General features: G+C 51.2%; 13 protein-coding genes. All 13 read right to left on the reverse strand.

Going from position 1 to position 25,768, the window contains the following annotated elements; all coding sequences use genetic code 11:
• Positions 1-45 precede the first annotated feature (45 nt).
• The 13 genes from ACOQPM_RS14985 to ACOQPM_RS15045 all read right to left on the reverse strand — a co-directional run bounded on the left by ACOQPM_RS14985 (position 46) and on the right by ACOQPM_RS15045 (position 25,747).
• A complete protein-coding gene (locus ACOQPM_RS14985) occupies positions 46-2,568 on the reverse strand; it encodes a response regulator (RefSeq protein ID WP_420630071.1) in 2,523 nt (840 codons plus the stop codon).
• The gene (locus ACOQPM_RS14990; RefSeq protein WP_420630072.1) at positions 2,561-7,606 is read right to left on the reverse strand and encodes a GAF domain-containing protein; all 5,046 of its coding nucleotides are present in this window, start codon (positions 7,604-7,606) and stop codon (positions 2,561-2,563) included. Before ACOQPM_RS14990 ends, ACOQPM_RS14985 begins: the two co-directional genes overlap by 8 nt.
• Positions 7,607-7,963: 357 nt before the next feature.
• Complete coding sequence (locus ACOQPM_RS14995) at positions 7,964-10,753, reverse strand: NACHT domain-containing protein (RefSeq protein ID WP_420630073.1); 2,790 nt, start codon at positions 10,751-10,753, stop codon at positions 7,964-7,966.
• A gap of 161 nt (positions 10,754-10,914) precedes the next feature.
• Positions 10,915-11,814: an ROK family protein gene (locus tag ACOQPM_RS15000; protein WP_420630074.1), complete on the reverse strand. Its 900-nt coding sequence runs from the start codon at positions 11,812-11,814 to the stop codon at positions 10,915-10,917.
• A gap of 82 nt (positions 11,815-11,896) precedes the next feature.
• Positions 11,897-13,750 carry an alpha-amylase family protein gene (locus tag ACOQPM_RS15005; RefSeq protein WP_420630075.1) on the reverse strand — a complete coding sequence of 618 codons (1,854 nt, stop codon included), beginning with the start codon at positions 13,748-13,750 and terminating at the stop codon, positions 11,897-11,899.
• A gap of 131 nt (positions 13,751-13,881) precedes the next feature.
• On the reverse strand, positions 13,882-15,495 hold the full coding sequence (gene treS, locus ACOQPM_RS15010; RefSeq protein ID WP_420630076.1) for a maltose alpha-D-glucosyltransferase: 1,614 nt from the start codon (positions 15,493-15,495) through the stop codon (positions 13,882-13,884).
• Between the two features lie 49 nt (positions 15,496-15,544).
• On the reverse strand, positions 15,545-16,909 hold the full coding sequence (locus ACOQPM_RS15015) for a GH1 family beta-glucosidase (RefSeq protein WP_420630077.1): 1,365 nt from the start codon (positions 16,907-16,909) through the stop codon (positions 15,545-15,547).
• 113 nt (positions 16,910-17,022) lie between these two features.
• Positions 17,023-17,937: a carbohydrate ABC transporter permease gene (locus ACOQPM_RS15020; RefSeq protein ID WP_420630078.1), complete on the reverse strand. Its 915-nt coding sequence runs from the start codon at positions 17,935-17,937 to the stop codon at positions 17,023-17,025.
• Positions 17,937-19,058, reverse strand: a complete 1,122-nt coding sequence (locus ACOQPM_RS15025; protein WP_420630079.1) for a carbohydrate ABC transporter permease — start codon at positions 19,056-19,058, stop codon at positions 17,937-17,939. Before ACOQPM_RS15025 ends, ACOQPM_RS15020 begins: the two co-directional genes overlap by 1 nt.
• A 134-nt stretch (positions 19,059-19,192) precedes the next feature.
• On the reverse strand, positions 19,193-20,602 hold the full coding sequence (locus ACOQPM_RS15030; RefSeq protein ID WP_420630080.1) for an ABC transporter substrate-binding protein: 1,410 nt from the start codon (positions 20,600-20,602) through the stop codon (positions 19,193-19,195).
• 152 nt (positions 20,603-20,754) lie between these two features.
• Positions 20,755-21,774, reverse strand: coding sequence for a LacI family DNA-binding transcriptional regulator (locus tag ACOQPM_RS15035; RefSeq protein WP_420630081.1), 1,020 nt, complete (start codon positions 21,772-21,774; stop codon positions 20,755-20,757).
• Between the two features lie 219 nt (positions 21,775-21,993).
• The gene (locus ACOQPM_RS15040; RefSeq protein ID WP_420630082.1) at positions 21,994-24,438 is read right to left on the reverse strand and encodes a lamin tail domain-containing protein; all 2,445 of its coding nucleotides are present in this window, start codon (positions 24,436-24,438) and stop codon (positions 21,994-21,996) included.
• Positions 24,439-24,649: 211 nt separating this feature from the next.
• The gene (locus tag ACOQPM_RS15045) at positions 24,650-25,747 is read right to left on the reverse strand and encodes a branched-chain amino acid ABC transporter permease (protein WP_420630083.1); all 1,098 of its coding nucleotides are present in this window, start codon (positions 25,745-25,747) and stop codon (positions 24,650-24,652) included.
• Positions 25,748-25,768 lie beyond the last annotated feature (21 nt).

Below are 25,768 nucleotides of genomic sequence, written 5' to 3' on the forward strand. Positions count from 1 at the left end.
AGAATTTGTTTCAAATATTTTTGATAATGAACAGAAAGCTAAAGTTCAGTCGTTAGGTGACCCTATTTCATGTTCTACGAAAGGGCCTCCATTGTAAGTGGTTAGGGTGAACAGCACTTTGAGTAGCTGGCCAGGTGTATCGGGCAAGACGCGGAAGTCTAGGTTGCGGTACACGTCTTGCTCTTCTTCAGAAATGTTGCCGCCTGCCAGCCACACTTTGCCTTCGGCACTATTTGGTTGGCAATATTGGTAGGCAGACATCAGTTCGTCTTCTGAGGGGCAGAGCATGAGCAGGAAGGTGCCTTTTTGTACGGCCGTTGCCAACTGTTGCCAGAGTTCTGTTACTCGCTGCAAGGTTCCGTGGTGGCGGTGGTCGTATTCAGTGATGGGCAAGGTTTGGGGAGAAGTGTGATCCTCTTTGGCATTGATGGAGCCGTACAGTTTGTGAATGACCGTGGTGTCATTATCCGGCGGGTTCGCACCGTTTGCAAAGAGCTGAATGGCAAAATGCTCCCCTTTTTCCTGATATGCTTGCTCCAGATAGGTGTGCTGGTTGGTGGTATACACTTTTTGCCAGGGCAGTTTGGCGGCGGCGCGGTAGATGGACGGCCGTCTGCCCGGTGCATAATATTCCATATGTTTTTGAATAAGCCGCTTCCGGTTGCCCATTCGGTTGATGTAAAAAGCAAACAGTTTGGTTGGTTTGTCGCTGGTCGAGGCTGAAATATCTACCTCTTTCATCAACTGTAAGGCAAGTTCCTGGTTGTTAGGCCAATCCGTGTTGCGCGGCACGGCCGAGCCGATGAACAAGGTAACGTTCTTTTGGGCTAAATTCTCAGCCAAAAACCGCTGCTGGGCAGTGGCCAGCATGAGCGCAGGCGCAAAGAAGCTGCTGTCTTCAGCAAATGAAGCCTGACTAACAGGCACAGGTTCGCGGTACATATCAACCACCCGCTTTTCAGGCTGTCGTCCAGCCAGAATGTCTAGCTCCTCACATATCATCACCGCTGAGTGCATTGCTTGTAGCTTGCGATTTTCTGAAATGTGCCGCAGCCGCACCACATTCAGCGTACCCATTAGCTGACTGAGCAAATACTCTTTGCGTGCATCATTTTGTTGCGTGTTGAAGGTGTGTGCATAACGATGTGCTAATTGGCGAATAGCGAATATCACTTCGGCTGCTTTACGCGCATCTTTGGTAAATGAAGGGGGCAAAATGGGCGGTTGTTTTTGCCGATCTGCTTCCAGCAAAGCCTCTTCAAAATGCAAAAAGTCGGTCAGGCTCAATAAAGACATCAGGCGGTATTTAACATCAGTTTCCAGGATGACAAAGTCGCGCAAAATGTGGCTTTTGTAGGTGCGATAAAAGTCAATTAGCCAACATCTGCCAGAATCGTCCACCATGATATTGCGTCCGGTCAGATCGCCATGCGTGATGCACTTATTGACTTGAATCACGCATTCCTGTTTATTCTTTTTGAGCCAGGCGATGGGATTGGTTACTTTTTCTTTACCAGGCGTGAGCTGTATCAACGCATCATCAGGGTCCATCTTGGGCAACACTATCTGGATGCGCCCGGTTAACTTTTTCTGGTCTAGTTGAAATGCATCATAATATAGCGAAGGCACGTCTGCTAAATCGCGTTCTGGATTGGCAAACCAGTAGCGGTACGTTTCGTCAAATAAATTGCGAAGGCTGGCAATAATATTGCTGGGATCGCTGCGCTGGTAAAATTCATCGAACTCTTTGAGCGCTACGCCTTGGTTTTCGGCAAAAGTGTATAGCAATGTGCCTAGATGACGTGTGTAATGGACATCTGTTTGGGTAACGGCATCGGCCGTAAGAAAATGTTTAACATTGGCTTCAAAATGGCGGCTTTCGGTTTCAACTTTGTCTTTACGGCCGACTTTAGCTACATAAGAACGCCCCAATCCACCCGTGTGCCAGGTGGGTTGAATACGCACCACAGCCGCCCCCGTGAGCCCAGGTTTAAGCTTGCTCACATACAGGCTGCGCGCGTCGGCAAACAGCTTGCCAAAGAGGTCGCGCACTTGCGGAGCCAGGAGTTTTGTGGACGGCCGTTCCGCCATAGACCAGTTTACATCTTCCGCTACGCCTTCCAGCACATTTAGCGAATCACTCACATAATCCAGATCAAAATTAATTTTGATTCGTTCTTGCACCAACTCTTCAATGGCGGTCAAGAGCTTTCTTAAATAGCCCCCCTCCTTCAAAATCAGGCGATCTGCATTCAGGTTCCAGGCAGGGAGCGTATATTTTTGATACGCCGTAATGACAATAACCGGCATTACCCCCCGCAATTGCAGCGCATCAATATCTTCCAAAAGCTGAAGCCCTTCTACCTTTTCCAGGTCTTCTGTCGCCAAAACCATATCCACAATGGCTAGGTGGAAATGATCTGTTTCCAGGGCAGACTTGGCTTCTATATAAGAGGTGGCCAACCGAACAATATATCCTTCTTCTTTTAGCCAACGCATAACCGGGTCGTAGGTTTTCTCATCATCCTCAACCAGCAAAATGCGTAGCTGATGGTTAGGCTCAAGCATCGATCAATCCCTCCTGTGGGCTGTGTTGTGTACTGCTTTGCAGTGGTAGACTCAATGTAAAGACAGTGCCTTGATCCGGTTCGCTCTTTAGCTCAAGCGTGCCGCCGTGGGCGCGGGCAATAAGTTGGCAATGGTAAAGTCCCACACCGTGCATTTTGTGTAAAGAATCGCCTTTGGTTGATGTACCAAAATTGAAAACCTCTTGCTGTAACGCTTCCGGAATGCCGCTCCCGTTATCTTGAACGGTGAGAAGGAGGTGTGTTTCATCCGTTTTTGCCTTGATGATAACTTTGCCATCCCGATCCGTGGGGATGGCAGCAAAAGCATTAACAAACAGATTTTTCAAAAGTAGTTCAATCCACAAACTATCGGCTTGAATTTTAGGCATGTCTGTGGCTATTTCTTTGATGATGGAAACATGCGGCGGTTTTTGTGGCTTGCTGAGATCAATTGCATTCTGGATAAGGCCGTGAACATCCTCAGTTTCTGGACGGTACGCCCCAGTGAACACAAAATCTTTCAAACGGCCGCTTATCTTGTCGGTGGCTCTGGCACTTTTTTGTAAATTTGCCAGCGGTGCAGAAATATCCCGATTCTTATCGTATTTATACGCAATTTCATCCACAAGATCAGGGAAAGCGGCTACGGCGTTGTTAATGTCATGCACCAGGCCAGTGGCCATCATCGCTGTTTGTTGGGTTAGTTCCAACGCTTGCGAGCGGCTGAACTGGTTGGCATTTTTTACGGCCAACGCGACGTGCTTGGCTAAAGTTTTTAGTAGCTTCTCGTCTGCTTTAGAAAAAGCTGCCAATTCGTCACTCTCAATCACCAAAATATAGTTCACCACATCATCAATAACGATGGGAACCGCAATTTCTGATCGGGTGGAAGAAATGGCAGGAATGTAATCCATATCCTGGCTAACGTCCTCCACATTGCAGAGTTCACCAGTGGACAATACGCGCCCGGCAATGCCTCGGCGCTTGCTCAGTTGGGTACGGAAAGTATGGTCCTCCAGTAGCGGGACGTCTACGTTGTAAAAAGGTTGGGTATTGTCTGTAATGGCCACTTCATCTTTGTCTGGCAGATGTTCCACTATGCAGGCGTTGTTGGCTTTGGGGAAGGCAGACAAAATTTCCTGCATTAAATTACGGAATATTAAATCTATTTTGACACTAGCACTGATAATGGGTGTAATGCGCGAGACGGTGTCGAGGCGCTGCTGCCGTTGTTCGGCTTCTATGTGTAGCTGGGCACGCAGGATGGCCAGGGCTGCCAGTTGGGCAAACTGCTCTAGCGTACCTCGGTCAGCTTCGCTGAACTGGTTATGAAATTCGTAGCCGAAGAACATGCACCCCACACGGCTGCTGCCAACTTCCAGCGGGAAAACGGCCGTCGAAAGATATTGGTTCTGGTGTGGGAAAACTTGCCGTAGTTGAGGGTTCTTTTCTACCCTTTTCACAAATTTTGGTTGGCTTAATTCCCAGGCAATTTTAACGAGAGGAGATGGTTCATCTGGCAAGGGAGTGACAACGGCCGTTTCTTGCGCGCTAGAAACAGTTGTCATCAAATACCGAGCACTTTCAGGATCCTGGTGATAAACCGTAATGGCGTCAACTGCCTGTAGCGCATTGAGCGCCTGCGAAATGATAGCTGCCAAAAGCTGGCTCAAATTCACATCATCTGCCAGCCGCTGCGATAAGTCGCGCAGTTCGCGTAAGGCGCGGTTACGGTCAGCCTGCTCCAGGTTCATCGCCAAACGACTGGTCAACGAATACATAAACCGCTGATGGTCTTTGGTTAAGCCGTACCGTTTCGGGCTTTCCAGGTACAATACTGCCAACGGATTGCCAGTTACTTTTACCGGAACTGCCAAACCGCAGCGAGATTCCGGGTAGAAGCGGGCGCGGAACTCGCCTGTTTCAGGCGGGCCACCATTTTCTTGTAGCTGGCTTGTGCCGCTGGTGAATGCTTTTTCAATAAGGCCGCTAGGTAAGGCATCTAGCTGGCGCGTGTACACTTTGCCAGTAGAAAGAAGCTGGTACATGCCCCAGGCTCCTTTTGGCTCATCCCGAATCAAAAAGACACGGGGCGCGGTTGTATATTCCTGGGCTCGCCGCAATGCCAGCAAAATTGTGTTTTCAATCGCCTCGTCAGAGCGGAAGGTAGCGATGCTGAAAAATAGCTGATCGATCCCTTTACGCTCCAGGTTGCGGCGTGTGAGATTGTGCTCTAGCTGCTGGTAGCTGCGTGCGCTGGGCAGCGCAATGGCCACAAAGTTTGCAAACACATCTAGCACGGTTTTTTGCTCGGCTGTTAGCTGGTGTTGGCGCTTCCAGTTGAGATAAAGCAAGCCGGCCGGGGTTGCGGTGTTACCTAAGCGGATGCCTACAAAGGCGCGAATACCTTCACGGGGCAAAAAAGTGCTTGTCTCTAAACTGAGACGCAAACGGGAGGAAACGGCCGTATCTACGTCACCGACGGCTAAAAATCCCTGTTGCAAAATGTAAGAGGCCAACCCATGCGCTGGTCTTGGCTTGTCAGTTGGTTGTACGGCGTGCAGGGTGCCGGTTGCTTGAACCTTTGCCGGTTCATAACGATAGAGGCCATTGCCGCTGCTGGGCTGCAAAGGATACACCACAGCACTATCTGCTTGAAACAGTTCCTGGGCAGATTGAACAACTGTTTGCAGTAAGCCATCAATTGAGTCGGTTACTTTATTATTGAGCGTTTCTTCCACCTCCAGAAGCTTCCGCCAACTGTTGGTTCGCTGACGCTCAACCACCAAGGCGCGTGCATTCTCTAGCACCAGAGCAACCTGGCTTACAAAGGATTGCAGCAGTTCGTACTGTTCTGGTGAGATGGGATGCGGGGCAAATTTATTGTCTACATACAAAATGCCAAAGGTATGTTCACCAGTTGTTAGCGGCACCAGGGCAAATTCGTTTGGTGCGCCGATGGCTTTGGCAAAGATGGGGGGTAAGCCCTGGCGCGGCAGTTGGCTGCTGCTTAGTAGCGGCTCGCCAGATTGTAGCTGGTGCAGCAGTAGATCAGGGGCGGGAGCGTACAGAGAAAGGTGCAATCGTTTAAGGGCGGTTTGCATGGTAGATGTGCTGTAGGAAACGGCCGTTTCCGTCAAGGCCGTCTCTGGTGGGTATTGCAGCCATAATTCCCGTTCAACTTCTGCATCTTGCTGGGTGAGCTGCCCGGCAGCAAACGGTACCTGCAAACATTGTTCATTCTCGTTGAGCATAAACACAACGGCCCGGTTCAAATCCAAACCATATGGCGAGGTGATGCCGTTAAGCGCCAACTGCAAAATGTGTGATTCCGGCCACTCACGATGATTGAGCATCTCGGTGAGCATACTGTTGAGCCGGTTGAGCGTGGTGGCTCGCCCCTCTGCCATGTAGAGCAGATTGGCGTATCGAGCGCGTTCTTCAATGATTTGTGCTGCCTGGTGCAAAAAGCCCACCAGTTGCAGCACCTCATCTTGCCGCTGGTAAGGCGAATTGGGGGAAACTAGTTTCCCCAGCGAGACCAGGCCAATTGGCGTTCCTGGTTTCAGCTCAGAGCGGAGCGGAATGAGCAGTCGTAACTCTTCCTCTACCGGAACAATGGTGAAATTGGCACCGTTGAGCGCTCTCATTTCTGGCCCAGCTGGGTTTTCCAAGCGGGCTTGCTGGTTGAAATCGGTGATTTCCGGGAAGAAGAGCCGCAGTTTGCCTTCTTGCCAGGCGTAAAGATGCAGATCGCTTGTGGGGAAGGCGGCAGTGAGCCCCTGTGCCAAGCTGCTAAAGGCACCGACCGCGTTTTCGCTGCCGTGCATGGCATTGAGCACGGCCGTATATAAAGACGGCCGTACGTGTGCTTGACCCTCGTTTAATGCTTTGCCCAAATATTCAAAGGCGTGTCGCCAACGGCCGTTTACTGCATAAAACCCACCAACCTGAGCTGGATTTAAATGTTTTTGCAGCAAATGTCCCCAAATATTATTTTTTAGCCGGTAACTGTCATCCTCGCGCATAAAAATGCCGCACAAATCCAGCACATTCGGGAAGTTAGAGAGGCTCATAGGCATTTGGCTAATGGGTAGCGACCCATGTTCTAACATAGAAAGCGTGCAGAAGAGCAAATTGGTATCCCCTTCTACCTGCTGCAAGATTTCATCAACTTTGTCATTTGTAGGGTTGTTGAGGAAGTTATCAATTGCTTCAGAGAGTCGCGGGGCGGTGAGGGTTTGCTGGCCTCGCCGCTTTAGCTGCTGTAAGCAAAGACCCAAAATGCGCTCTATGAGGAATAAATCACCGCCAGTTTGCCGAAACAGCGCCTCCAGCGCGTGCGGGTTAGGCATCACTGCGGCACGTTGGCAAGCCGCCAGGCAAAATGCTTCACGCTCTGCTTCATCCAAGTCATGAATCCAGACTAAGTCAGATAGTTGCAAAAAGCGGGTGGGGGTTACGCTGCTGTTGCTTTGTAAATCAAGCGCCCCACCAATGATAGCCTGAAATTGCGGGCCACTGGTTTGGGAAACGGCCGTATACAAATCTGCCAGCGCATTCAAAAGCGAAAGCACCACGTTGGGGGGGGCCATGTTCAAATTGTCTATAAACAGTGCCAGCGGGCGGTCTTGCCGCCGAATGATGGTTTCCATGGCATCACAGAATTCGCGGGAAGTTTGCATAAATTCTGGCGGGATAGGGGTGTCCATGGGGAAGAGTTCACGTTGTAGACGGCCGTACAAGCCCGCGTACAAATCTGCCTCACTCATCAACAGCAAATCAGTAGACAGCTTTACAAAAAAGCTTTCCTGTCGCAGATTGGGCAGCTCCTTCATGCTCAAATAATGTACATTGTGGCTGCCATGCTCTTGCAACATTTGGGCAGCGGCCAGCATATGCGCGCTTTTGGTACGAAAACGAGGCCCCAATACACGGACACATCGTCCGGCCCGCACCGCCTGAAAAATGGCGTGCAGGCAATCATTTTTATAAACAGGCGCTTCTGTTTCTTGTGGATTTGGGTAGATATTGCTCATAAATTCTGCACCCTTCAAAATATAGCACTTTCCCGTTCTCACCTGTAAAAGCGAGAAAGCTTTTGAAAGAAAAAATAAGTAGAGCCATTTCTCCGCTTTTACTTGAGCAAACCACAGAGAAATCGCTCTTCGTTCTTTAAATATTTTCTGCGGTTTGCTTACAAACCAGTCGGGCCAAACGTTCAATTCAAGGACAATTCACAGCGGATGCAGGTTCGTTCTCCAGCCAGGATCAAACCATCTTACCGTAAACCCATTGTAGTTGTAGTACCCCTGCATAACCTGACAAATATCTAATAGAAATATGTTTGCCAGCTTACAGAAATGACAGGGTTACTGCTTTGGTATTTTCAAGGCTTACTCGATTTCGCGGACGATGCGAATGCCCTCCAACGCCAACAGCTTTTCGCTGGCACGGCTTTCCAGAATGGCTAAATCCACATACAGGTCAACCAATGCTTGCAAAATGCGAAGCCGTTTTCGTTTAGGCCGACTTTTTTCGGTGTCATTTTGTTGGGAATGGTGCTGTAACAAGGTGAGGCTGCGGTGTAGCACATGTACACGCAGGCGAATGCGGGCATCGGTGCGGCTGTAACTAAGCTCATCCAGCAGATTTTGGGCAGAAATCAACGCGCTGTTGATGTGCCGCACTAGCTCACGATGAGAAAGAAATTCAGCCTGCAAACTTTGACGGCTGGTCGTCATTTGGTCACGGGCGCGACTCAGATCAAGCAAAAGCTGGCGCAAAAGTTGATGAACGCGATCAGGGAAAGGGAGGCTGTTTAATGTTGTCATCAGCCGTTTGCCCATGATAAGTATTTCGTCCAGAATGGGGCCTTCAGTGATGTTGGTTATGGGGCTATCGGTAGTAGCTTTGGCTGTGAGGATTGCCTGTTCCATATCTATGGCCATGCCCTCTGTAAGCCGATCTTGAATGAGGCTGAAATAGCGGCTTATCTCTTCACCACTTTTTTTGGTGAGTGGCAGTCGTCGTTCAAGGTCTAGTAATGAGTAAGCGCGCCGCTTGGCTTGCTCCAGGATGAACTTTTGTAAACGTTTGGCTTCCTCATCTGTCTCGCTTATCTCTTGGAACGCAAATAAATCGTTGAGCAATTTTTGTTTGAGTTGCCGCTGTAAATTTTCTACGAGTGCCCGATCTTGCCGCAGCGTTGGTGAGGGAGCCAGCTCTGGTTGGCCATTTTTCTGGAACCAGTAGCCAATGGGTGACTGGTTGGCAGGTTCTGACCCATTTTTAGCCAAGCGGGTCGTTTCTTCGGCAGTGGGCAGCCGGAAGCGCCACGGGCCGGGGGTTCGTTCTGATAACCAGTGGCAAAAAGCGTGTGCGTCGGACGGCCGTACACCGGCTACTGGCTCTTGCCCTGTGCCTTTGCGGAACTGTAATTCTGCCCAATGATCTGGTTGATGGTAACGGCCGTTCGCCCGCATTTCATCTAAAAAGAGCTGGTATTCTGCCTGGGTGACTAGAGTTGTGTCGGCGTAAGTGGTTTCGTCGAGCCGTACCAGATTGCGTAATCGCAGCAGCAAGCGCACCTCGGCTCCGATGCGGCGAATTTCTGGATTGTCGTCATCAATGCTGCGAAGCAGTTCGCCAGGAATTTTGCGGAAATCATCCTCCACTTCTTGCGCTTCGTCCAAGCATTCCACCGCCAGCGTGAGCGCGGGAATGGAGGCTGCCTCGCGCATAACGCAGGCGCGAATAATGTTGGTGGCGTTGGCTTGGGCAGCGTAGAGGCGAATGGTTTCGTGCCACCAGGCATCTTCCACCTCAATCAGCAGCAGGTGTTCTAACCCTTCATCTTTGATATGAACGGCCGTTAAATATTCCTGAAAAGTGAGGTGGGCAAAGCGGTACACGCCGGGCGTGTGCTCCACCAACAGGCCGCTGGTATCGCACACCATTTTAAGGAAACCGCTACTGTCTGTGTTTGGGTGTACCCGCCGCAAGGCCGGGTCAATGATGTCGGCTGCGTTGGCGCGCGCGATGTCGCGCAGATTGCGCTGCATCATTTCGTAAGCCAAACTTTGCAACACACGCCGCTTTTGGATGGGCGTTAATTCATATTGAATGCCGCGTGCCTGGTGCCGCTTGCCCAAAAAGACATCGCAAATTTCCTGGTACAGCAGCACGCGCTTGTCGGGCAGGCTGCTGCGGTAATGGTGGATGGTGGCAATCATGGTGAGCAACAAGGGGTTGATGCCCATGTCTAGTAAGGCCGGTGCTTGATGCAGCCGCTTAATTAAGTCGGCTGCGCGTACGGTGGCTTCTCGCCGTACACCGTCGTCATCTTGGCCCTGCGTTTGCATTTCGGTGGCCAGATACCAGTTGCGGACAAATTGGTGCACTTGCTCAATGGTGAAGGGCTTTACTTCTAGCAGAACGGCATCGGGCAGGGGGTTGGTAGTGTAGCCAAACGGCCGTGACGTTACCACAAACTGATTATGTGGCTGCTGCCGAATCTGCCGCTGCACCCAGGCCACTACTTGCTGCCGCAACGTTGGTTCTGCCACTTCGTCCAGGCCGTCGAGCAAAATGAGGCAACGGCCGTTTTCCAACTCCCCCGCCAACCAATCCAACGACAGGTCAACCTGGCGGTTTTGCAGCATGGTTTGCACTGCTTGACGCAAGCTGTAGCGTGGATTTCGCTGGATTTGGCTGGCAATGTCTCGTAAATATAAAAAGATGGGGCTCTTTTTGCGGGGAGCGCCTGCCTGGGCGGGTTGAGCTAGGGTGAGAGTAAGGTGTTTTAGAAGCGTGGTCTTGCCCGTGCCGGGCGCACCCAAAATGACCAAATTTTGCGGCCGTTCTGCTGGGCGGCTTTGCACAAAACGCCAGATGGAGTGGCGCTCTTCGCGGGCGTTTTTTTGCATGACGGGAATCGGGTTTGCGGACGCTTCTTGCGGTGTGGCTCCCAATCCCACATCTACAAAAACCTGCGCCAGCGGCAGCGTGGCTTCGCCGGGGTTGGCAAACCCTTTTACATCAAATGTACGATGTTGGTAAACCAAATCGGCTAAATATTCCACACGCTCAGAGGAGTTAGCTTTGGGTGTGGAGCCGCCTAAAATGCGACGCAAATTCTTTTTTAGGGAAAACCAATTGCTAGAAGGTCGTTTGTTTCCTGCCATGACGGTACTGCTATCTCTGGCGTATATGCAATTTTGTGCAGCATATACTGGCTTCTGGAATATGGAACAACTATTGGAACATGATTCTAATTATGGCACTAAATGAGTAAAGCGCAAACGGCCGTTTGAATTGTGAATGGTGAATTATGAACGGTTAATTTTTAATGATCTGCTTCTGCCATCATGCCCAGGGCAAATGCGCCCAGCACGCCTGCTTGGTTGCCCAGACCAGGGGGGACGATGTACGTCTCAATATTGTCTAGAATAGCGGGGGATTGCACGTAGCCGTTGAGTGCTGCCAGCGTTTTTTGGCGCACTAGGGAGAATAGCTGGGGCTGCGCCATCACGCCCCCGCCCAAGATGATGCGCTGCGGCGACAGGGTGCAAATGAAGCTACGCATTGCCAGGGCAATGTAGTGGGCTTCTAGCTCCCAAGCGGGGTGGTTTGGCGGCAAATCTTGCCCTTTGGTTTGCCAGCGTTCTTCAATGGCGGGGCCAGCAGCCATACCTTCAAAGCAGTCGCCGTGGTAGGGGCAGTGGCCGGGGTACGGGTCGGCTTCCCAGTCGTGGGGCAGGGTGATGTGGCCCATTTCTGGGTGGAGCAGGCCGTGGAGGAGACGGCCGTTTACCAGCGCACCCCCGCCAATCCCCGTACCAATCGTAAAGTAAAGAAAGGTATCCAAACTCTGTGCTGCCCCCCATTTACCCTCGCTCAAGGCTGCACCGTTTACGTCTGTGTCAAAGCCGATTGGCACGTTGAATGTTTGCTGAATGGGGCCAACCAGATCAGCATTGGCCCAGCCGGGTTTAGGCGTGGTGGTGATATGGCCAAAGGTTGGTGAATCTGGGTGTGGGTCTAGCGGCCCAAAAGAGGCAACGCCGATGGCCGCCAGCGGGCCACGCTTAGCAATTTGCGCTTGGAAAAAGTCAATGGCTTGTTGAATGGTTTCGGCTGGCTGGGTCGTGGGGAAGCGCACCTCGGCCTGGATGTCGCCAGGGCCGGTGCCTACGGCACAGACAAATTTTGTGCCGCCCGCTTCGATGCCACCGTACAGTTTCATAATTATGTCTCCAAAAAACTAATGGACACTGATAAACACAGATTGGAATCAGTGAAAATCAGTGTTTTTCCGTGTCTAATTTTTACGATGCTTGTTGCAGCCAGACTGCCTGGTAGGGTTCTAGGGTGAGGTCTTGCCACATGTCAATGGGCTGTTCCGTGAGTCGGTTGATGAGCAACCCGCTGAAGCCTAGTTCGTGCAGCCGGTGACGGGTGATGGTTTGATGTGCTTCAGTGACGTTGGCCAGGATAAGCAGCCGCCCGCGCGGGTTGTCGCGCAGCAGCGCCAGGATGTGATCATTGGATGCCCAAATGGGGTGAACTGCCGTTTCTGCGTGCAATAGTTCTGTGCGTTTTCTGACCTGGACGAGTTGACATAAACCTGCATAAATGCGCCCCGTGATACTGTCTGGGTTGTGCCGCTTGGCCGCTTTTTCCCAATCCATAAACGGCCGATGAATCCAGCGACTATCTTCTGCCAATTCGAGCTTTTCCATGTAGCTGTGGTCGTTCAGCAGCCCAATTTCATCCCCCATGTAAATGAGCGGGATGCCGCCAAAGGCAAAAACGAGGTTGTGCAGCAGCAAAATGCGCCGGATAGCGAGTTCTACTTCGGACCAGTTGGTGTTGGTTACGGCCGTTTCTAAACCTGCTAACGATGCCAACGAGCCATTGACCCGCCTGTCGTTGGTGCGAGGATTAAATTGAAAGGTGGTGCCAGCGGCAAACGTCCCTTCAAATCTGCCAGTGTAAAAATCGCTAAGGAAGGCGCGATGGGCAAAGCCGTCTAGCCCAACCTGCGCTGCATCTTCTTCTGTGATAGCCCAGCCGATGTCATCGTGGCAGCGCACATACGTCACCCAACTTGTTCCCGATGGAATTGCGGGCATATTTTGCAACGCTTTGGTGGCTAGCACCGCTTTGCGCTCTGCCAGACAGCTCCACAGCATTACCATCAGCACGTTGTGGTAGGCAATGTGGCACTCCTTGTTCGCGGCCACGCCGCGCCCCAAATAAGGTACCAAATCTGGCGGCGAGACGATGGCTTCGGCTTTAAGCAGCAGGGCGGGAGCGGCCAATCGGCACAGGGCACGGAACGCTTGCAGGATGAGATGCGCTTCTGGCTGGTTTTCACAGTTGGTTCCCATGCGCTTCCACAGGAAGGCGACGGCATCCAGCCGCAGCACTTCTACACCCTGGTTCGCTAAATAGAGCATAATGCCCAGCATTTCGGCAAAGATGGCTGGATTTTGATAGTTTAAATCCCACTGGTATTCGTTGAAGGTTGTCCAGACCCATTTGTCTAAATCTTCGTAGTAGGTGAAGTTACCCGGTTTGAAGTCGGGGAAGATTTCGCGCAGGTTTTCTTCGTAAGCGTCTGGCAGGGTGCGGTCGGGGAACATGAGGTAGTAATTTTGGTAGTCCGGGTCTCCGGCGCGGGCTTTTTGCGCCCATTGATGCTCTTTGGCCGTATGGTTGCACACCAGATCAATGCAGAGGCTGATGTTGTTGTGGCGTAGCCGGGTGGCCAGGTTGGCTAAATCATTCATGCTGCCCAGCCGCGCATCCACTTCCCGGTAATCCATGACGGCGTAGCCCCCGTCGTTGGCGCCGGGGCGGGGTTGGAGCAGGGGCATCAGGTGCAGGTAGGTGACGCCCAGTTCGTTGAGGTAGGGAATCTTCTCGGCCACGCCGTTGAGATTGCCTGCGAAGCGGTCGGTGTAGGCGACATAGCCGAGCATGTTGGATTGTTGGAACCAGTCAGGTTGGAGCAGCCGCTTTTCATCGAGTTGATGCAGTTCGGTGGGGCGTTGGGCGTAGGCTCGGCCAATGCGGGTGATGGTGTTGGCCAACCACGTGTCAAAATTGTCTAGATGGCCGTAGATGTGGTGTAACGGCCGTATCGCATCTTCCCAATAAACTTCCAGCCGTTGCAAAAACTGATTCTGCTGATACTTGTACAGCTTAGCAAAAGTTGGTTCACTAGCGAGCTGCTGTCTGATTTTTTTCTGAAGTGACTTTGGAATCATGTTTGAAAATGTTTGGGCAATTGCATATTGTTGCAATTTTAGATAAGCCAATGGGTGGCGAACGGCCGTAATGCAACCATCTGCCCATCCAAGGTTATTTGATACTTGAATGCAGGATTTGTGGCAAGCAAATCTGTGAATGTTTCGGGCAGAGCGAACTGGGCCGTTTGCGGTCTATCGCTCAGGTTAAACAAGCAGAGGACGGTCTGGTTTGCGGTGGTGCGAGTGTAGGCAAGAACAGAACGGTTGCCCGCCTCCACAAACTCAAATGTGCCATCCCCAAAGGCAGGCACGCTTTGCCGCTTTTTTAGCAAAAAGCGCATCAGGTTCAAGTAAGAGGATGGGTCTTTTTCTTGGGCAGCCACGTTGCGCGTTTGGTAACCGTAAACTGGGTCGGTGTGGGCGGGGAAATAGGTTTTGGCTGCATCTGAAAAACCGCCATTTTGCTCTGCGTTCCACTGCATCGGCGTGCGGCAGCCGTGGCGGTCTGGCAGCCAAATATTGTCTCCCATGCCTATTTCATCCCCGTAGTAGACGATAGGCGTACCTGGCAGCGACAAAAAGAGGGCGTGTAACAGGAACCATTTGGCTTTGTTGTCGTCTAGCAGGGGAGCCAGCCGCCGCCGGATGCCCAAATTGAGCTTCATGCGCGGGTCTGGGGCGTAGTTGTCCCACATCCATTGGCGCACTTCTGGCGTTACCATTTCCAGCGTTAGCTCATCGTGGTTGCGTAAAAAGGTCATCCACTGCGCGTTTTTGGGGATAGCTGGCGTGCGCGCCCAAATCTCCTCGATGGGCGTTTTGTCCCCGGATTTTAATGATTGGTAGAGCCGGGGCATGATGGGGAAGTGGAAGCAAATCTGGAATTCGGGATTTTCTTCGGTGCCAAAGTAGGGTAGCAAATCTTCCGGCCATTGGTTGGCCTCGGCGATGAGGACGCGGCCAGGATATTCTGCATCCACCATGCGGCGCATTTTTTGCAGGAAGGCGTGGGTTTCGGGCAGATTTTCGCAGTTGGTGCCTTCGCGCTCGTATAAGTAGGGGATGGCATCCACGCGGAAGCCATCTAGCCCCATGTTGAGCCAGTGCCGGATGACGTTGAACATCTCTTCATGCACTTTTGGATTATCGTAGTTGAGGTCTGGCTGGCTGCTGTAAAAGCGATGCCAGAAATATTGTCCGGCCACCTCGTCGTAAGTCCAGTTAGATTCTTCGGTGTCTAGAAAGATGATGCGGGCGTCGCTGTATTCGGTGCCGGTGTCGCTCCAGACGTAGTAGTCGCGGTAGGGGGAGTTTTTGCCCTGGCGGGCAGCCTGGAACCAGGGATGTTGGTCTGAGGTGTGGTTAGTCACCAAATCAGTCACAACTTTGAGGCCACGGGCGTGGGCCGCATCTAAAAACGCTTTGAAATCATCTAGGGTGCCGTAGTCAGGGTGTATTTTGTAATAATCGGCAATGTCGTAGCCGTCGTCTTTGAGAGGGGAGGCATAGTGGGGCATGATCCAGATGCAATCTACGCCAAGCGATTGGATGTGATCTAAATGCTGGATGGCGCCGCGAAAGTCACCGTGGCCGTCGCCAGTGCTGTCTTGGTAGGCGCGGATGTAGAGTTCGTAGAAGACGGCCGTTTTGTACCAAAGCGGGTTGTTCATAATTTATTCTGATGCGTATTGCGTAATTTTTGGCTACACAATACTCTAATTATTCAATTTCCAACCGATTTTGCCTAATCACATCCCCGTACCAAAAGGCACTGTCTTTTGGCAATCTCTGTTGGGTTTCATAATCTACATAGACAATGCCAAAGCGTTGGGAATAGCCCAGCGACCATTCAAAGTTGTCCATAAATGACCAAACGAAGTAGCCGGCGACGGGGACGCCGTTGCCAATGGCTTTGTGTATGCCTGCGAGATAGCTTTGGAAATATTCAATGCGGCGGGTGTCGGCAATACGGGAACCGGAGGATGGCCCATCACTATAGCTACAGCCATTTTCGGTGATGTAAATCTTGGGAGCCTGATAATCAAAATGGAGCCGATTGAGAATATCATAAAGGCCGTTGGGGTAGACTTCCCAGTTCATTTCTGTGTAGCTGGCGTTGGGATTGGGATTTGCGGCCGTTTGGAACTGATCCAGGGAAATTTCACCACTCATGATTTGGCGTGTGTAGTTGTTGACACCGATAAAATCAACAGGCGTGGCAATCGTGGCCATGTCGTTGGCTTGCACAAAGTCCAGGCCATCGGGCAAATAACCCTGTGCTTCGTAGTAAGCTACCATGTCGGCGGGGTAGTGACGGCCAAAGAGCGGATCGTTAAACCAGCGAATGTAGTAGCCATCCCAGATGCGTGCTGCGTTCAAATCTGCTTCGGTGCGGGTCAGTGGGTATGCTGGCTCGTAATTTGGGGCAATGCCCACCTCTGCCTGGGGCGCATTGGCCCGAATAACTGGCATAGCCAACCCGTGTGAGAGCAATACGTGATGGGCTGCTCGTAAGGCAGCGAGCCAATTTTGCCAGCCGGGGGCGTGCAACCCTATCTGATGACTCAACATGCTGGTACACCACGGTTCGTTGTGGGTGATCCAATCTTTTACCCGGTCGCCCAGGCGGCGGCTCACCACGTCGGCCAAGGCGACAAAGTGGTCAACCACTTCCCGCGCTGGCCAGCCGCCCAGCTCTTGCAAAGTTTGGGGCAGTTCCCAATGGTAGAGGGTGATGAACGGCCGTATCCCTCTCTCCAACAGCCCATCCACCAACTTGTCATAATAATCCAGTCCGGCTTCATTCACTTTGCGGCCACCGGTGGGCAAGATGCGCGGCCAGCTCACAGAAAAACGGTAGGCTTGTATTCCCAGCGAGGCCATCAGGGCAATATCTTCTGGCCAGCGGTGATAATGATCACAGGCGACATCGCCATTTTCACCGTTGCGGGTCTTGCCCGGTGTGTGGGCAAAAGTGTCCCAATGTGACGGGGAACGGCCGTCTTCATCCCAGGCTCCCTCAATTTGGTAAGCTGAGGTAGCCACACCCCAAACAAAATTCTCTGGAAACTGCAAAACAGGCATGTGTACGTCCTTCTTCTTCCCAAACAGACATCAAAATGAAAGAGCACGTTACTCAACTATCAAGAAACGTGCTCTAAATTTCGGAACGGCTGAAGTGATACCGTTCTTAAAAATTAACCTTTTACAGACCCTGCCAGCAGGCCTCTTACAAAGAAGCGCTGTAAGGAGAAAAATACAACCAACGGCAAAATCATCGTGATAAATGCACCCGCGGTTAGCAAATGCCAATCTTGACCGCGTGAACCAACCATCTCTTGAAGCTGCTGTGTCAGCACAGCCACATCTGGTTTCAGACCGATAAACACCAAAGCTACCAGCAGATCATTCCAAACCCACAAAAATTGGAAAATGGCAAAAGATGCCAGGGCAGGTACAGAAAGTGGCAAAACCAAACGGACAAACGTTGTGAAATGGGATGCACCGTCTACAAAAGCAGACTCCATAATCTCGCGTGGCAAGCCGGCAATGTAATTGAATAGCAGGTAAGTTGCTAATGGCAAACCAAAGCCAGTGTGAGCCAACCAAACTGCCAGAAACGTCCCCACAATTTCTAGCTCAACATAGTCACGCAAGAGAGGAATAAGCGCAGTTTGCAAAGGAACAACTAGCAAACCGACGACGATGATGAACATAAACTTCCTGCCGGGGAAGTTCATCCAGGCAAAGGCATAGGCCGCAAAGGCGGCAATGAGAATAGGAATAACCGTAGCGGGCACCGCCACCGCGACGCTATTTAAGAAAGCCCGGCTCAAATTATCACCACTGGCTCTAATCACCGTGCCGTCTGCATTCTCAATGTCTTTACCTGCTAATACCTGTTGGTAGTTATCCAGCGTGAATCTTTCGGAAAGATCTTCCTCACTGGTAAACGCTGTCCACCAACCAGTAGTCCGTACATTATCAGCTGGGCGGAAGGAGGAGACAAGCAATCCTAATGTTGGCAATGTCCAAATGGTCACCAGGATAAGGAGTGCGCCATTGACTAGAATTGAACCAATAATGCGCTGTTGTTTTTGACTTTGAGCCATTAGAATGCCTCCTCTTCACGGAACCGTTTCAGATTGTAGTACATCACAGGGATGGTTAAGATAACCAACAGGATGGCTAAAGCTGCCCCTCGCGGCTGATTTTGGAAGGTAAACATCTGTTTGTACATTAAATCTGCAATCACTTCGGTGCCGTTTCGCCCCTGCGTCATCACAAAAATTAAATCGAATATTTTTAGTGTGAGAATAACAATGGTTGTGGTGACGGTGACAATGGTGCCGCGAATGTAGGGGATAATGATGCGGAAGAAGATTTGAACTTCTGTTGCCCCGTCAATGCGACCAGCTTCTAACAACTCATTGGGTACGCTTTTAAGCCCTGCAGAAAGCAGTACCATGGCAAACCCAGTCTGCAAAAAGACGAGTACGCCAATGAGCATCAAATTATTCCACGGTTCAAGCAAAAGCCAGCCAATACGTTCGCCGCCGAACCCTTCAACAACAGCGTTGAGCAAGCCAATTTGCGTTTGCCCTGGCGCGCGTGAAGCATCGTAAATGAAGCGGAAGATAACACCCGCACCTACGAAAGAAATGGCCATTGGTAAGAAGATGAGTGACTTCGCAAGTACTTCAAATCGGCTGCGATCCGCCAAAATTGCGACCAGCAAACCAAAAATTACAATAAAGCTCGTGCCAACAACAAGCCAAATGGCGTTGTTGCGGAATGACTCAATCATGGCTGGATCGGTGAAGGCATAGATGTAATTATCAAAACCAAACGTTGTTGTTCTGTCGGCTGCTTGCACCTGAAAACTTAACCAAAGGGTGCGAAACGTAGGAATGAGTAAATACCAAGACAGGATTGCCATTGCTGGGCCTACAAAGACATACGGCCGTAACAACTGTGCCACATTGCCAGGTAATTGTTCTACTAACCAATTGGCAATGACGTAAAGCAGAGCGACACCACCAACACCCCAAATGATTGCCACCAACGCGATAACCAAACCGTTTGCATCACTTTCTCTTAAAAAGAGAAACCCCGCCCGCATGACCACAAAAGCCACAAACGGAATAGATAACGCCAGCAATATTCGGGCGACATTTGTACCTAGCCAGCCTGCAATTCCTCTAGGCTCCTTGACTTCTTCAAATGTTGCCATGTTTCCTCCTTCAAATTGCAGGTCAAGTTTACATTTACAAACTTGACCACCCTCGCCTCAATTGAAAATTAGGGCGACCAGAAGGCCGCCCTAATTTCTTAGACTCTTATGTTACGAGTCCGGGGTTAAACTTATTATGGCCAGGTCGCGTCAATCGCTGGCAGTGCTTCATCTAACGATTTGCCCGTTACCCAATCAGTGATCTCAGTCCAGAAGGAGCCAGCACCTACGGCTGCAGGCATCAGGTCAGAGCCATCGAACCGAGTTACTTCAGCAGCCAGCAAGATTTCAGCAAAGCGACGGTCAACGTCTGACGGATACCAGTCCAGGCTAGAGTCTTGATGTGGGGAAATGAAACCACCAGCTTCAACCCAACCTTGCATAGATTCACCCGTCGCCAGGTAAGCCATCACGGCACGAACCTCAGGACGGTCATTGTACATAACCGCAATGTCACCAGCCGTCAGAACGGGTTCACCGTATGCCGGATCGATTCCAGGGAAGTAGAAGAAATCTACATTTTCACCAATCACAGCATCTTCTGGGAAGAATGCGGGGATAAAGCTAGCCTGACGGTGCAGCCAGCAGCTTGGCGGATCGTCGAACATTGGGGTGGGTGCATCACCGAATGGCGTGGTTGCAATACCAATGTCGCCACCAAGTACGTAATCGGGGTTCATCCAGATTTCGGACATGACAGCAATAGCATTGCGTACTTCTGGGGAATCAAAGGGCAGCTCGCCAGATGTCCAGGCATCATACGTTTCTGGTGATGCTGTACGCAGCATGATGTCTTCGATCCAGTCAGTGGCTGGCCAACCCGTTGCGCCAGAGCTTTCGATGCCGATACACCAGGGAACGCCACCATCAGCAACGATCTGGTCGCTTAGAGCAATGAGCTCATCCCAAGATGTGGGGATTTCGTAGCCAGCGGCTTCAAAATCATCTTTCGGGTACCAAACCAGGCTCTTGATGTTACCGCGGTACCAAACACCAGCGATTTGACCACCCAGCATAGAGTCATCAATCCAGCCTTGAGCATACTGACGCTCCAGGAAGTCCATACCCAGGAATTCGCTGGGGTCAATAACTGCACCCTGGGCTACCAAACCTTCTACCAGACCAGGTTGAGGATGACCACCAATGTCTGGGGGATCGCCACCTTCTACACGCACTTGGATAAGCGTTTCAAAGTCGCCGGAGCCTTCATAAACAATGTCAATGCCAGTGCGTTCTTCAAATGCAGCTACAGAAACTTCAAAACGACGTGCGTCCTCATCAACGAAAGCACCAAACATTTCTACGGTGGTTCCTGAGAATTCACCCGCATTAGCGCGTTCCAAAATGTTGTCGCCACCAACGAGATCGTCATCCATGGCTTCATCATCCATAGCTTCATCATCGGCTGCGTCTTCTGTATCTGCGGCCGTATCACCACTGTCGGTTTCTGCTTCGGGTTCATCGCCGCTGCCCCCACAGGCAACCAGCATAAGGGCTAATGCCAAAAAGATGGCTAAAAACTTAAATGCTTTGTGGTTTAACATATTTTCTTATCCTCCTAGGATTCTGTGTTTAAACCAATTGTAAAATCTACTAACCTCTTTACTTTTTTATCGTTTTGCCTATAGCTTTACCTCCTTGAGATTGGTTTCTTGTACTTGCGATGCCAGAAGAATGGAATGATGGCTTATCTTGATCAACTTTGTTGAAGGAATGGAGCCGTTGTGTCGCGCTCGATAATTTTTGTGGGTAGTAGCGTTGTTTGTGGTACGGCCGTTGGATTACTAATAGCGTTAAGCAGCATCTGGGCACCAACTCTGCCAGAATCATACAGCTCTTGGCGCACGGTGGTTAAATGTAGATATTCAGCAATTTCAATGTCGTCATACCCAATGACAGAAAGCTGCTCTGGGACGGCAATGTTGAGTTCTCTTGCTGCCCGTAATGTACCAAAGGCTTGTGTGTCGGAATAAGCAAAGATGGCAGTAGGGGGCTCTGGCAATTGCAGCAGATCTATTGTGATCTCTTTGGCAACTTCTCTAGAGAGTTCCCCTTGGCGATGATATTCTGGTTGGAAAGGGATGCCTGCGTCTGCTAATGCTTTCCGGTAGCCACGATAGCGGTCAATAACCGGTTGAAAGTTAAAGGGACTTTCGTGCATGTGGTCGCTGATGTAAGCAATTTTTCTGTGACCTAAATCAATGAGATGTTTTGTTGCGTTGTAGCCACCTTCAAGATCGTCAATGATGACATGGCTTAGTTCGGGGTGGGCGGCATCTACAAGTACGGCGGGGATGCCCGCATTTTTGAACCGTCTAACGATTTTGTTTTGGGGTACCAGCGACATGATGAGCAGGCCATCCACTTTGTCGCTATGTGCCAATTCCCTAAAGCAGTAATCTCGTCTTTCTATAGTCTCAACATTGTACAGTACAAAATCATAGTCGCTTTCAGCAAAGATGGCATCTAAACCCCGAAAGCGTTCAACGTAAGACGGCCGTACAAAAAAAGGCGCAATCACAGCCACCGTCATGGTTTTGCCCAGCGAAAGGCGGCGGGCAATGGGGCTGGGCGTAAACTCCAGCTCTTCAATAGCTGCTAGCACCTTCTGGCGCGTTGATTCACGCACGGCAGGGTTACTGTTGATGACACGGGAAACTGTGCCGACACCAACACCTGCTTTTTTAGCAACATCCCTGATGGTGGTACTTGCCATCCGACTTCCTTTGCTGAAGGTTGACGAACGTTTTGATTGTGGACAAATTAAGATGAAATTTAGCTTTTCTCTTCCGCTATATGGTTATGGAACTTTGGAACCGGTTCCATTGGGCTTTAATATACACAAGACCCAAACCAATGTCAAGCTCTTTGTTCATTTTAACCAATTCGGGAAGTTTAACCATAAGAATTCTTTATGGACTTTCTGTGGATCGTGTTACGGCAGCTCCCCCGGATTGGGGAAGGGCCATTCGCGAAAGTCCACGGAACAATCATCCGTATCTCGATTTGCTGGGAAGCGTTCCAGGCTACGATCGCTACTGCTGACCAGAGGGCATGTCACGATGCCAGGGAAATTACCCGTGCCGTAAGCAATAGCATCCACTACCTGCCCGCTGGGATCACGCAAAATGACCTCATCGCCACCATTGGCAAGCTGGAGCAAGGCTGCTGGGTTGCCCCAGGCTGGATCATCAATGAGGTCGGGCACGGCCGTATCTGTGCTTACAATCTCAAAGTCTGGGTTCATGCTGTATTCAGTGAAGAAGGCCGTTGCAGCCGTAGAGACCACAATTGTGCCGCCTGGCGGAATCACCGTACCAGGAGGAAAGCGGCGCACGTCTTCGAAATCTGTTGGGTTGACAGCATCGCCCAGACTGTAGTTACCAATATCAATAGGTGCGCCGGTTGGATTCATCAGCTCAATAAACTCATAATCGTCTGCTGCACCGGACGGGTTGTATAGTACCTCGCTGATGAGGACGTAGCTGGCGGGGCCGACGTAGTTGTTGAGTATGATTGGCAGGTAAACCGTGGCACCCCAATCCCGTTGGAACAGTTCGGCCAGGTAGGTGTACGCCTCGTTGGACTGCACTTGAAGCGCCAGTTCACGATTGCCTTTGCTGGATTGCTCACTGCCGTTGAGGCTGCCCACATGCAGGTAGCCCTGCCCACCAATTTGTACCAGCACCATTTTGTTATGAATGCCTAGTCCGGCGGGATTGCCTGTTTTGCAAGCCAAATCCAGTGCTTCAGCTTGGGCAATGCCGTTAACGTAGGCGCAGGTGGCGGTGTTGCTGGTGGCATTGCCATCGTCAAAGAGGCTATCTAGCAAGATTTGCACGGACGCGCCGCGGCGGGCGGCATCTATGTATGCTTCGGTGCGTAGACTGGGGTCGTCGGTGGGGTTGGAGGTGGAGCTGCCCCAGTACGGCCGTTCGTCCAACTGCTGCACCAAAACTGTATCCCCCGCCGCTGCTTGAGCAATTAAACCCAACAGCGAATCTGCGGTTCGCAGGCTGTTTTCTGGTGATTGCACCACCTCATAGCCAAAATTGCCGCTGAAAACGGCCGCTTCTGGATAACGCACCGTGTAGGTAATGCCGCCGGTTTCCAAATCGGGCACAAAGCTGGGGTCTGGCCCGCCAATGAAGGTGGTGTTGGTGATGTCTACATGGTTGGTCAGATCAAAATCGGCGTCGAAGATACTTTGCACATGCGCTACGACCCCCGGCGCGTCGGTGACAAGCAGCACGCCGCGCCGCCCCCAGGTACCGTCGGACTTGTCGTCGCTGGGCATGGAGTTAGGGCTGAGATTCTCGCTGCTAATAATTACCTGCTGGCCGTCAATGAGGATAAATTTAGCGTGGAGGAAGCGATACCGGTCGTTAATGTCGTTGCCATCGTCGCTGATCATGAACCAGCATTCGCCGCCAGCCGCCCCAATTTCCTGGCAAATATATTTTTCCTGCTCCGGCACGCCGCCAATGGGCGCGCCTTCCAGCAAGATAGTCACGTCTACGCCCCGATTTAGCGCGGCAATCAAATCGTTGGCGATGGCAACGTTCTCAAACGTCATTGTTTCGATGACGATGCTAGTTTGGGCGGCATCCAAGTGTAGCTTGAGCGTTTCGTAAGCGTTGTCTGGCGCGACGGCGACGGTAAGGGTGCCGGATTGGGTGAATTTGGCGGTTTGGAAGTAGGTGTCTAAATCCCAACCGGGGTAGAGGACTTTACGGCCGTTTACCTCATCCCCCATACTTTGTGCCCAATCTACGGCCGTGTTGGTATCTGGCACAGGCAGCCCCGTCGTTTGGTCGCGCATTCGGTACAAGATTTGCCCTTCTGCCCCAAAAACGGAGCTAACGGTGTAAGGATCTACGGCCGTTCCGCTCCAGCCTGTTTGCCCGGTGTTTCCTCCTTCATAAACCAGCACATCCACGATGGCACTCAAATTATCTAGCAGTACAACTTCATCGCCTGTGTTAGAAAATCCTGGCCAGGAACCTGTGGTTTCTGGCACGCTGGGATGGGTATCTGATGCTTCAAAATCTGGTAAAAAGCCAAATTGACGGGCAAAGCCTGTTGCCTCATCGGCGATCCAGATGATTTCGTCCGGGGCTAAAGTGACACTGCCTGGCAGAGTAGTAGAGCCAGAACCGCCATCGGTTAGTTCCCAATTGCTAATGTCAACGGCCGTTCCCGACACATTGATTAAGCGTATGGCTTCATCTGCATCAAGGTTCTCATAGCCATCATACAAAACCGCATCAATGAGGATCGAACTGCCACCAGCGCTGGAATTGGGTGCAAAGGTGGCCCAGAGGATGAGTATGGGGAATACGGCCGTAGCCAGCAAGTACACAACTCTTTTCGTCATCATATCCCTCCTAATGGATGATGGCGAGCATGGGATTGCTCCAAGGTATAAGTTTGTCTAAATAGTTAGGGGCGCGACTGCCCAATTATGATTCTCAAACAGACCTATTCTGCTTCAACATGATTTATCATGTTTCCACACTAGTGACAGAAATCATTCTATCCCTAGATTAAAAGTGTACTCTTGGCTTCAAGAGATGGCAAAAAGAGAGATTTTAGCTTTCCGGGGATGATCTGGAGAGGCCAAATATTTTCTTCAGCCGCTCTCGCCCTTTGGCAATTTCCAGGCTGCGGAGCCGCCAGGTGCCCACAATGCCATATGGCAAAAAGAGGACGATGATGACGTAGACTGCGCCGAGTATAAAGTTAGCGGCATCCCCAAACCAGCTATCTAAAAAGAACTCCAGCAGCCGGAAAACGGCCGCACCCACCAACGCCCCACTCAATGTCCCCACACCCCCAATGAGGATGATGAGCAGCGCGGCCACCGTCCAGCCCAGCCCAGCCACGTTGGGGCTAACGATGGGTTGGTGAATCGTGTGGAAGAATCCAGCAAGAACGGCCGTTAACGACGCCACCACCAATGCCACCAATTTGAATAAAAAGGTGTTGTATCCCAACATCAAAGCCCGGTCTTCATTTTCCCGGATGGCAATGCAAACGTGACCAGTTGGCGAATCAACAAAGCGCCGGTAAATTAGGTAAACAGCAAACGTGCTTACTAGAATCAGCAAATAAAGCTGGAAGCGTGCCGTGTTGCTGTTTAGCCAATCTGGGGCAATGACCCCCTGCAACCCCACATCGGCTCCCGTCCACTCCGTTAACTCACTCGCTTGCACCACAATGTGAAAAACAGATGCCAGCCCTAGCGTAACCAAGGCAAAGGTGATGCCCTTGACGCGCGGCAGCACAATGCCAAACAGCACCGCCTGCACCACGGCAACCCCAACCAGACCTAGCAACGTTTGGCCAGCCCCCCAGCCAAAACTTTTGAAAGCAATCCCGGTAAAATAGGCTCCGGTGGCAAAAAACATGGCGTGACCAAACGAGAGCAGCCCCGTCACGCCCAAAATCAAATCATAACTCAGGGCGTAAATGGCCAAAATAAATACTTCGATGAGCAAGCCCTGCATGAATTTGGCTCTACCCGCTTCATTTGCCAAAACGTCCCCAAAAGATTGTCCCTCAAACAAGGCCAGCAAAAAAGGGAAGAGCAGCAAAAAGATGAGCAGCCCCACCAGTCCACGGTTGGCCGAAAGCCAGCTAGCTAGGGTTGCTTTTTCAGACGGTTGGTTTGCCAAGGTTGATTGCATTCAAATTCTCCGCAAAATGGG

This window comes from Candidatus Leptofilum sp. (genome assembly GCF_965223525.1).
In the GTDB taxonomy this organism is placed as follows: domain Bacteria; phylum Chloroflexota; class Anaerolineae; order Promineifilales; family Promineifilaceae; genus Leptofilum.

What these genes read in the sequence shown, in the direction of transcription:
- ACOQPM_RS14985 (WP_420630071.1), bottom strand. Translation starts at nt 2,568, where the DNA reads ATGCTTGAGCCTAACCATCAGCTACGCATTTTGCTGGTTGAGGATGAT.
- ACOQPM_RS14990 (WP_420630072.1), bottom strand. Translation starts at nt 7,606, where the DNA reads ATGAGCAATATCTACCCAAATCCACAAGAAACAGAAGCGCCTGTTTAT.
- ACOQPM_RS14995 (WP_420630073.1), bottom strand. Translation starts at nt 10,753, where the DNA reads ATGGCAGGAAACAAACGACCTTCTAGCAATTGGTTTTCCCTAAAAAAG.
- ACOQPM_RS15000 (WP_420630074.1), bottom strand. Translation starts at nt 11,814, where the DNA reads ATGAAACTGTACGGTGGCATCGAAGCGGGCGGCACAAAATTTGTCTGT.
- treS (WP_420630076.1), bottom strand. Translation starts at nt 15,495, where the DNA reads ATGAACAACCCGCTTTGGTACAAAACGGCCGTCTTCTACGAACTCTAC.
- ACOQPM_RS15015 (WP_420630077.1), bottom strand. Translation starts at nt 16,909, where the DNA reads ATGCCTGTTTTGCAGTTTCCAGAGAATTTTGTTTGGGGTGTGGCTACC.
- ACOQPM_RS15020 (WP_420630078.1), bottom strand. Translation starts at nt 17,937, where the DNA reads ATGGCTCAAAGTCAAAAACAACAGCGCATTATTGGTTCAATTCTAGTC.
- ACOQPM_RS15025 (WP_420630079.1), bottom strand. Translation starts at nt 19,058, where the DNA reads ATGGCAACATTTGAAGAAGTCAAGGAGCCTAGAGGAATTGCAGGCTGG.
- ACOQPM_RS15030 (WP_420630080.1), bottom strand. Translation starts at nt 20,602, where the DNA reads ATGTTAAACCACAAAGCATTTAAGTTTTTAGCCATCTTTTTGGCATTA.
- ACOQPM_RS15035 (WP_420630081.1), bottom strand. Translation starts at nt 21,774, where the DNA reads ATGGCAAGTACCACCATCAGGGATGTTGCTAAAAAAGCAGGTGTTGGT.
- ACOQPM_RS15040 (WP_420630082.1), bottom strand. Translation starts at nt 24,438, where the DNA reads ATGATGACGAAAAGAGTTGTGTACTTGCTGGCTACGGCCGTATTCCCC.
- ACOQPM_RS15045 (WP_420630083.1), bottom strand. Translation starts at nt 25,747, where the DNA reads ATGCAATCAACCTTGGCAAACCAACCGTCTGAAAAAGCAACCCTAGCT.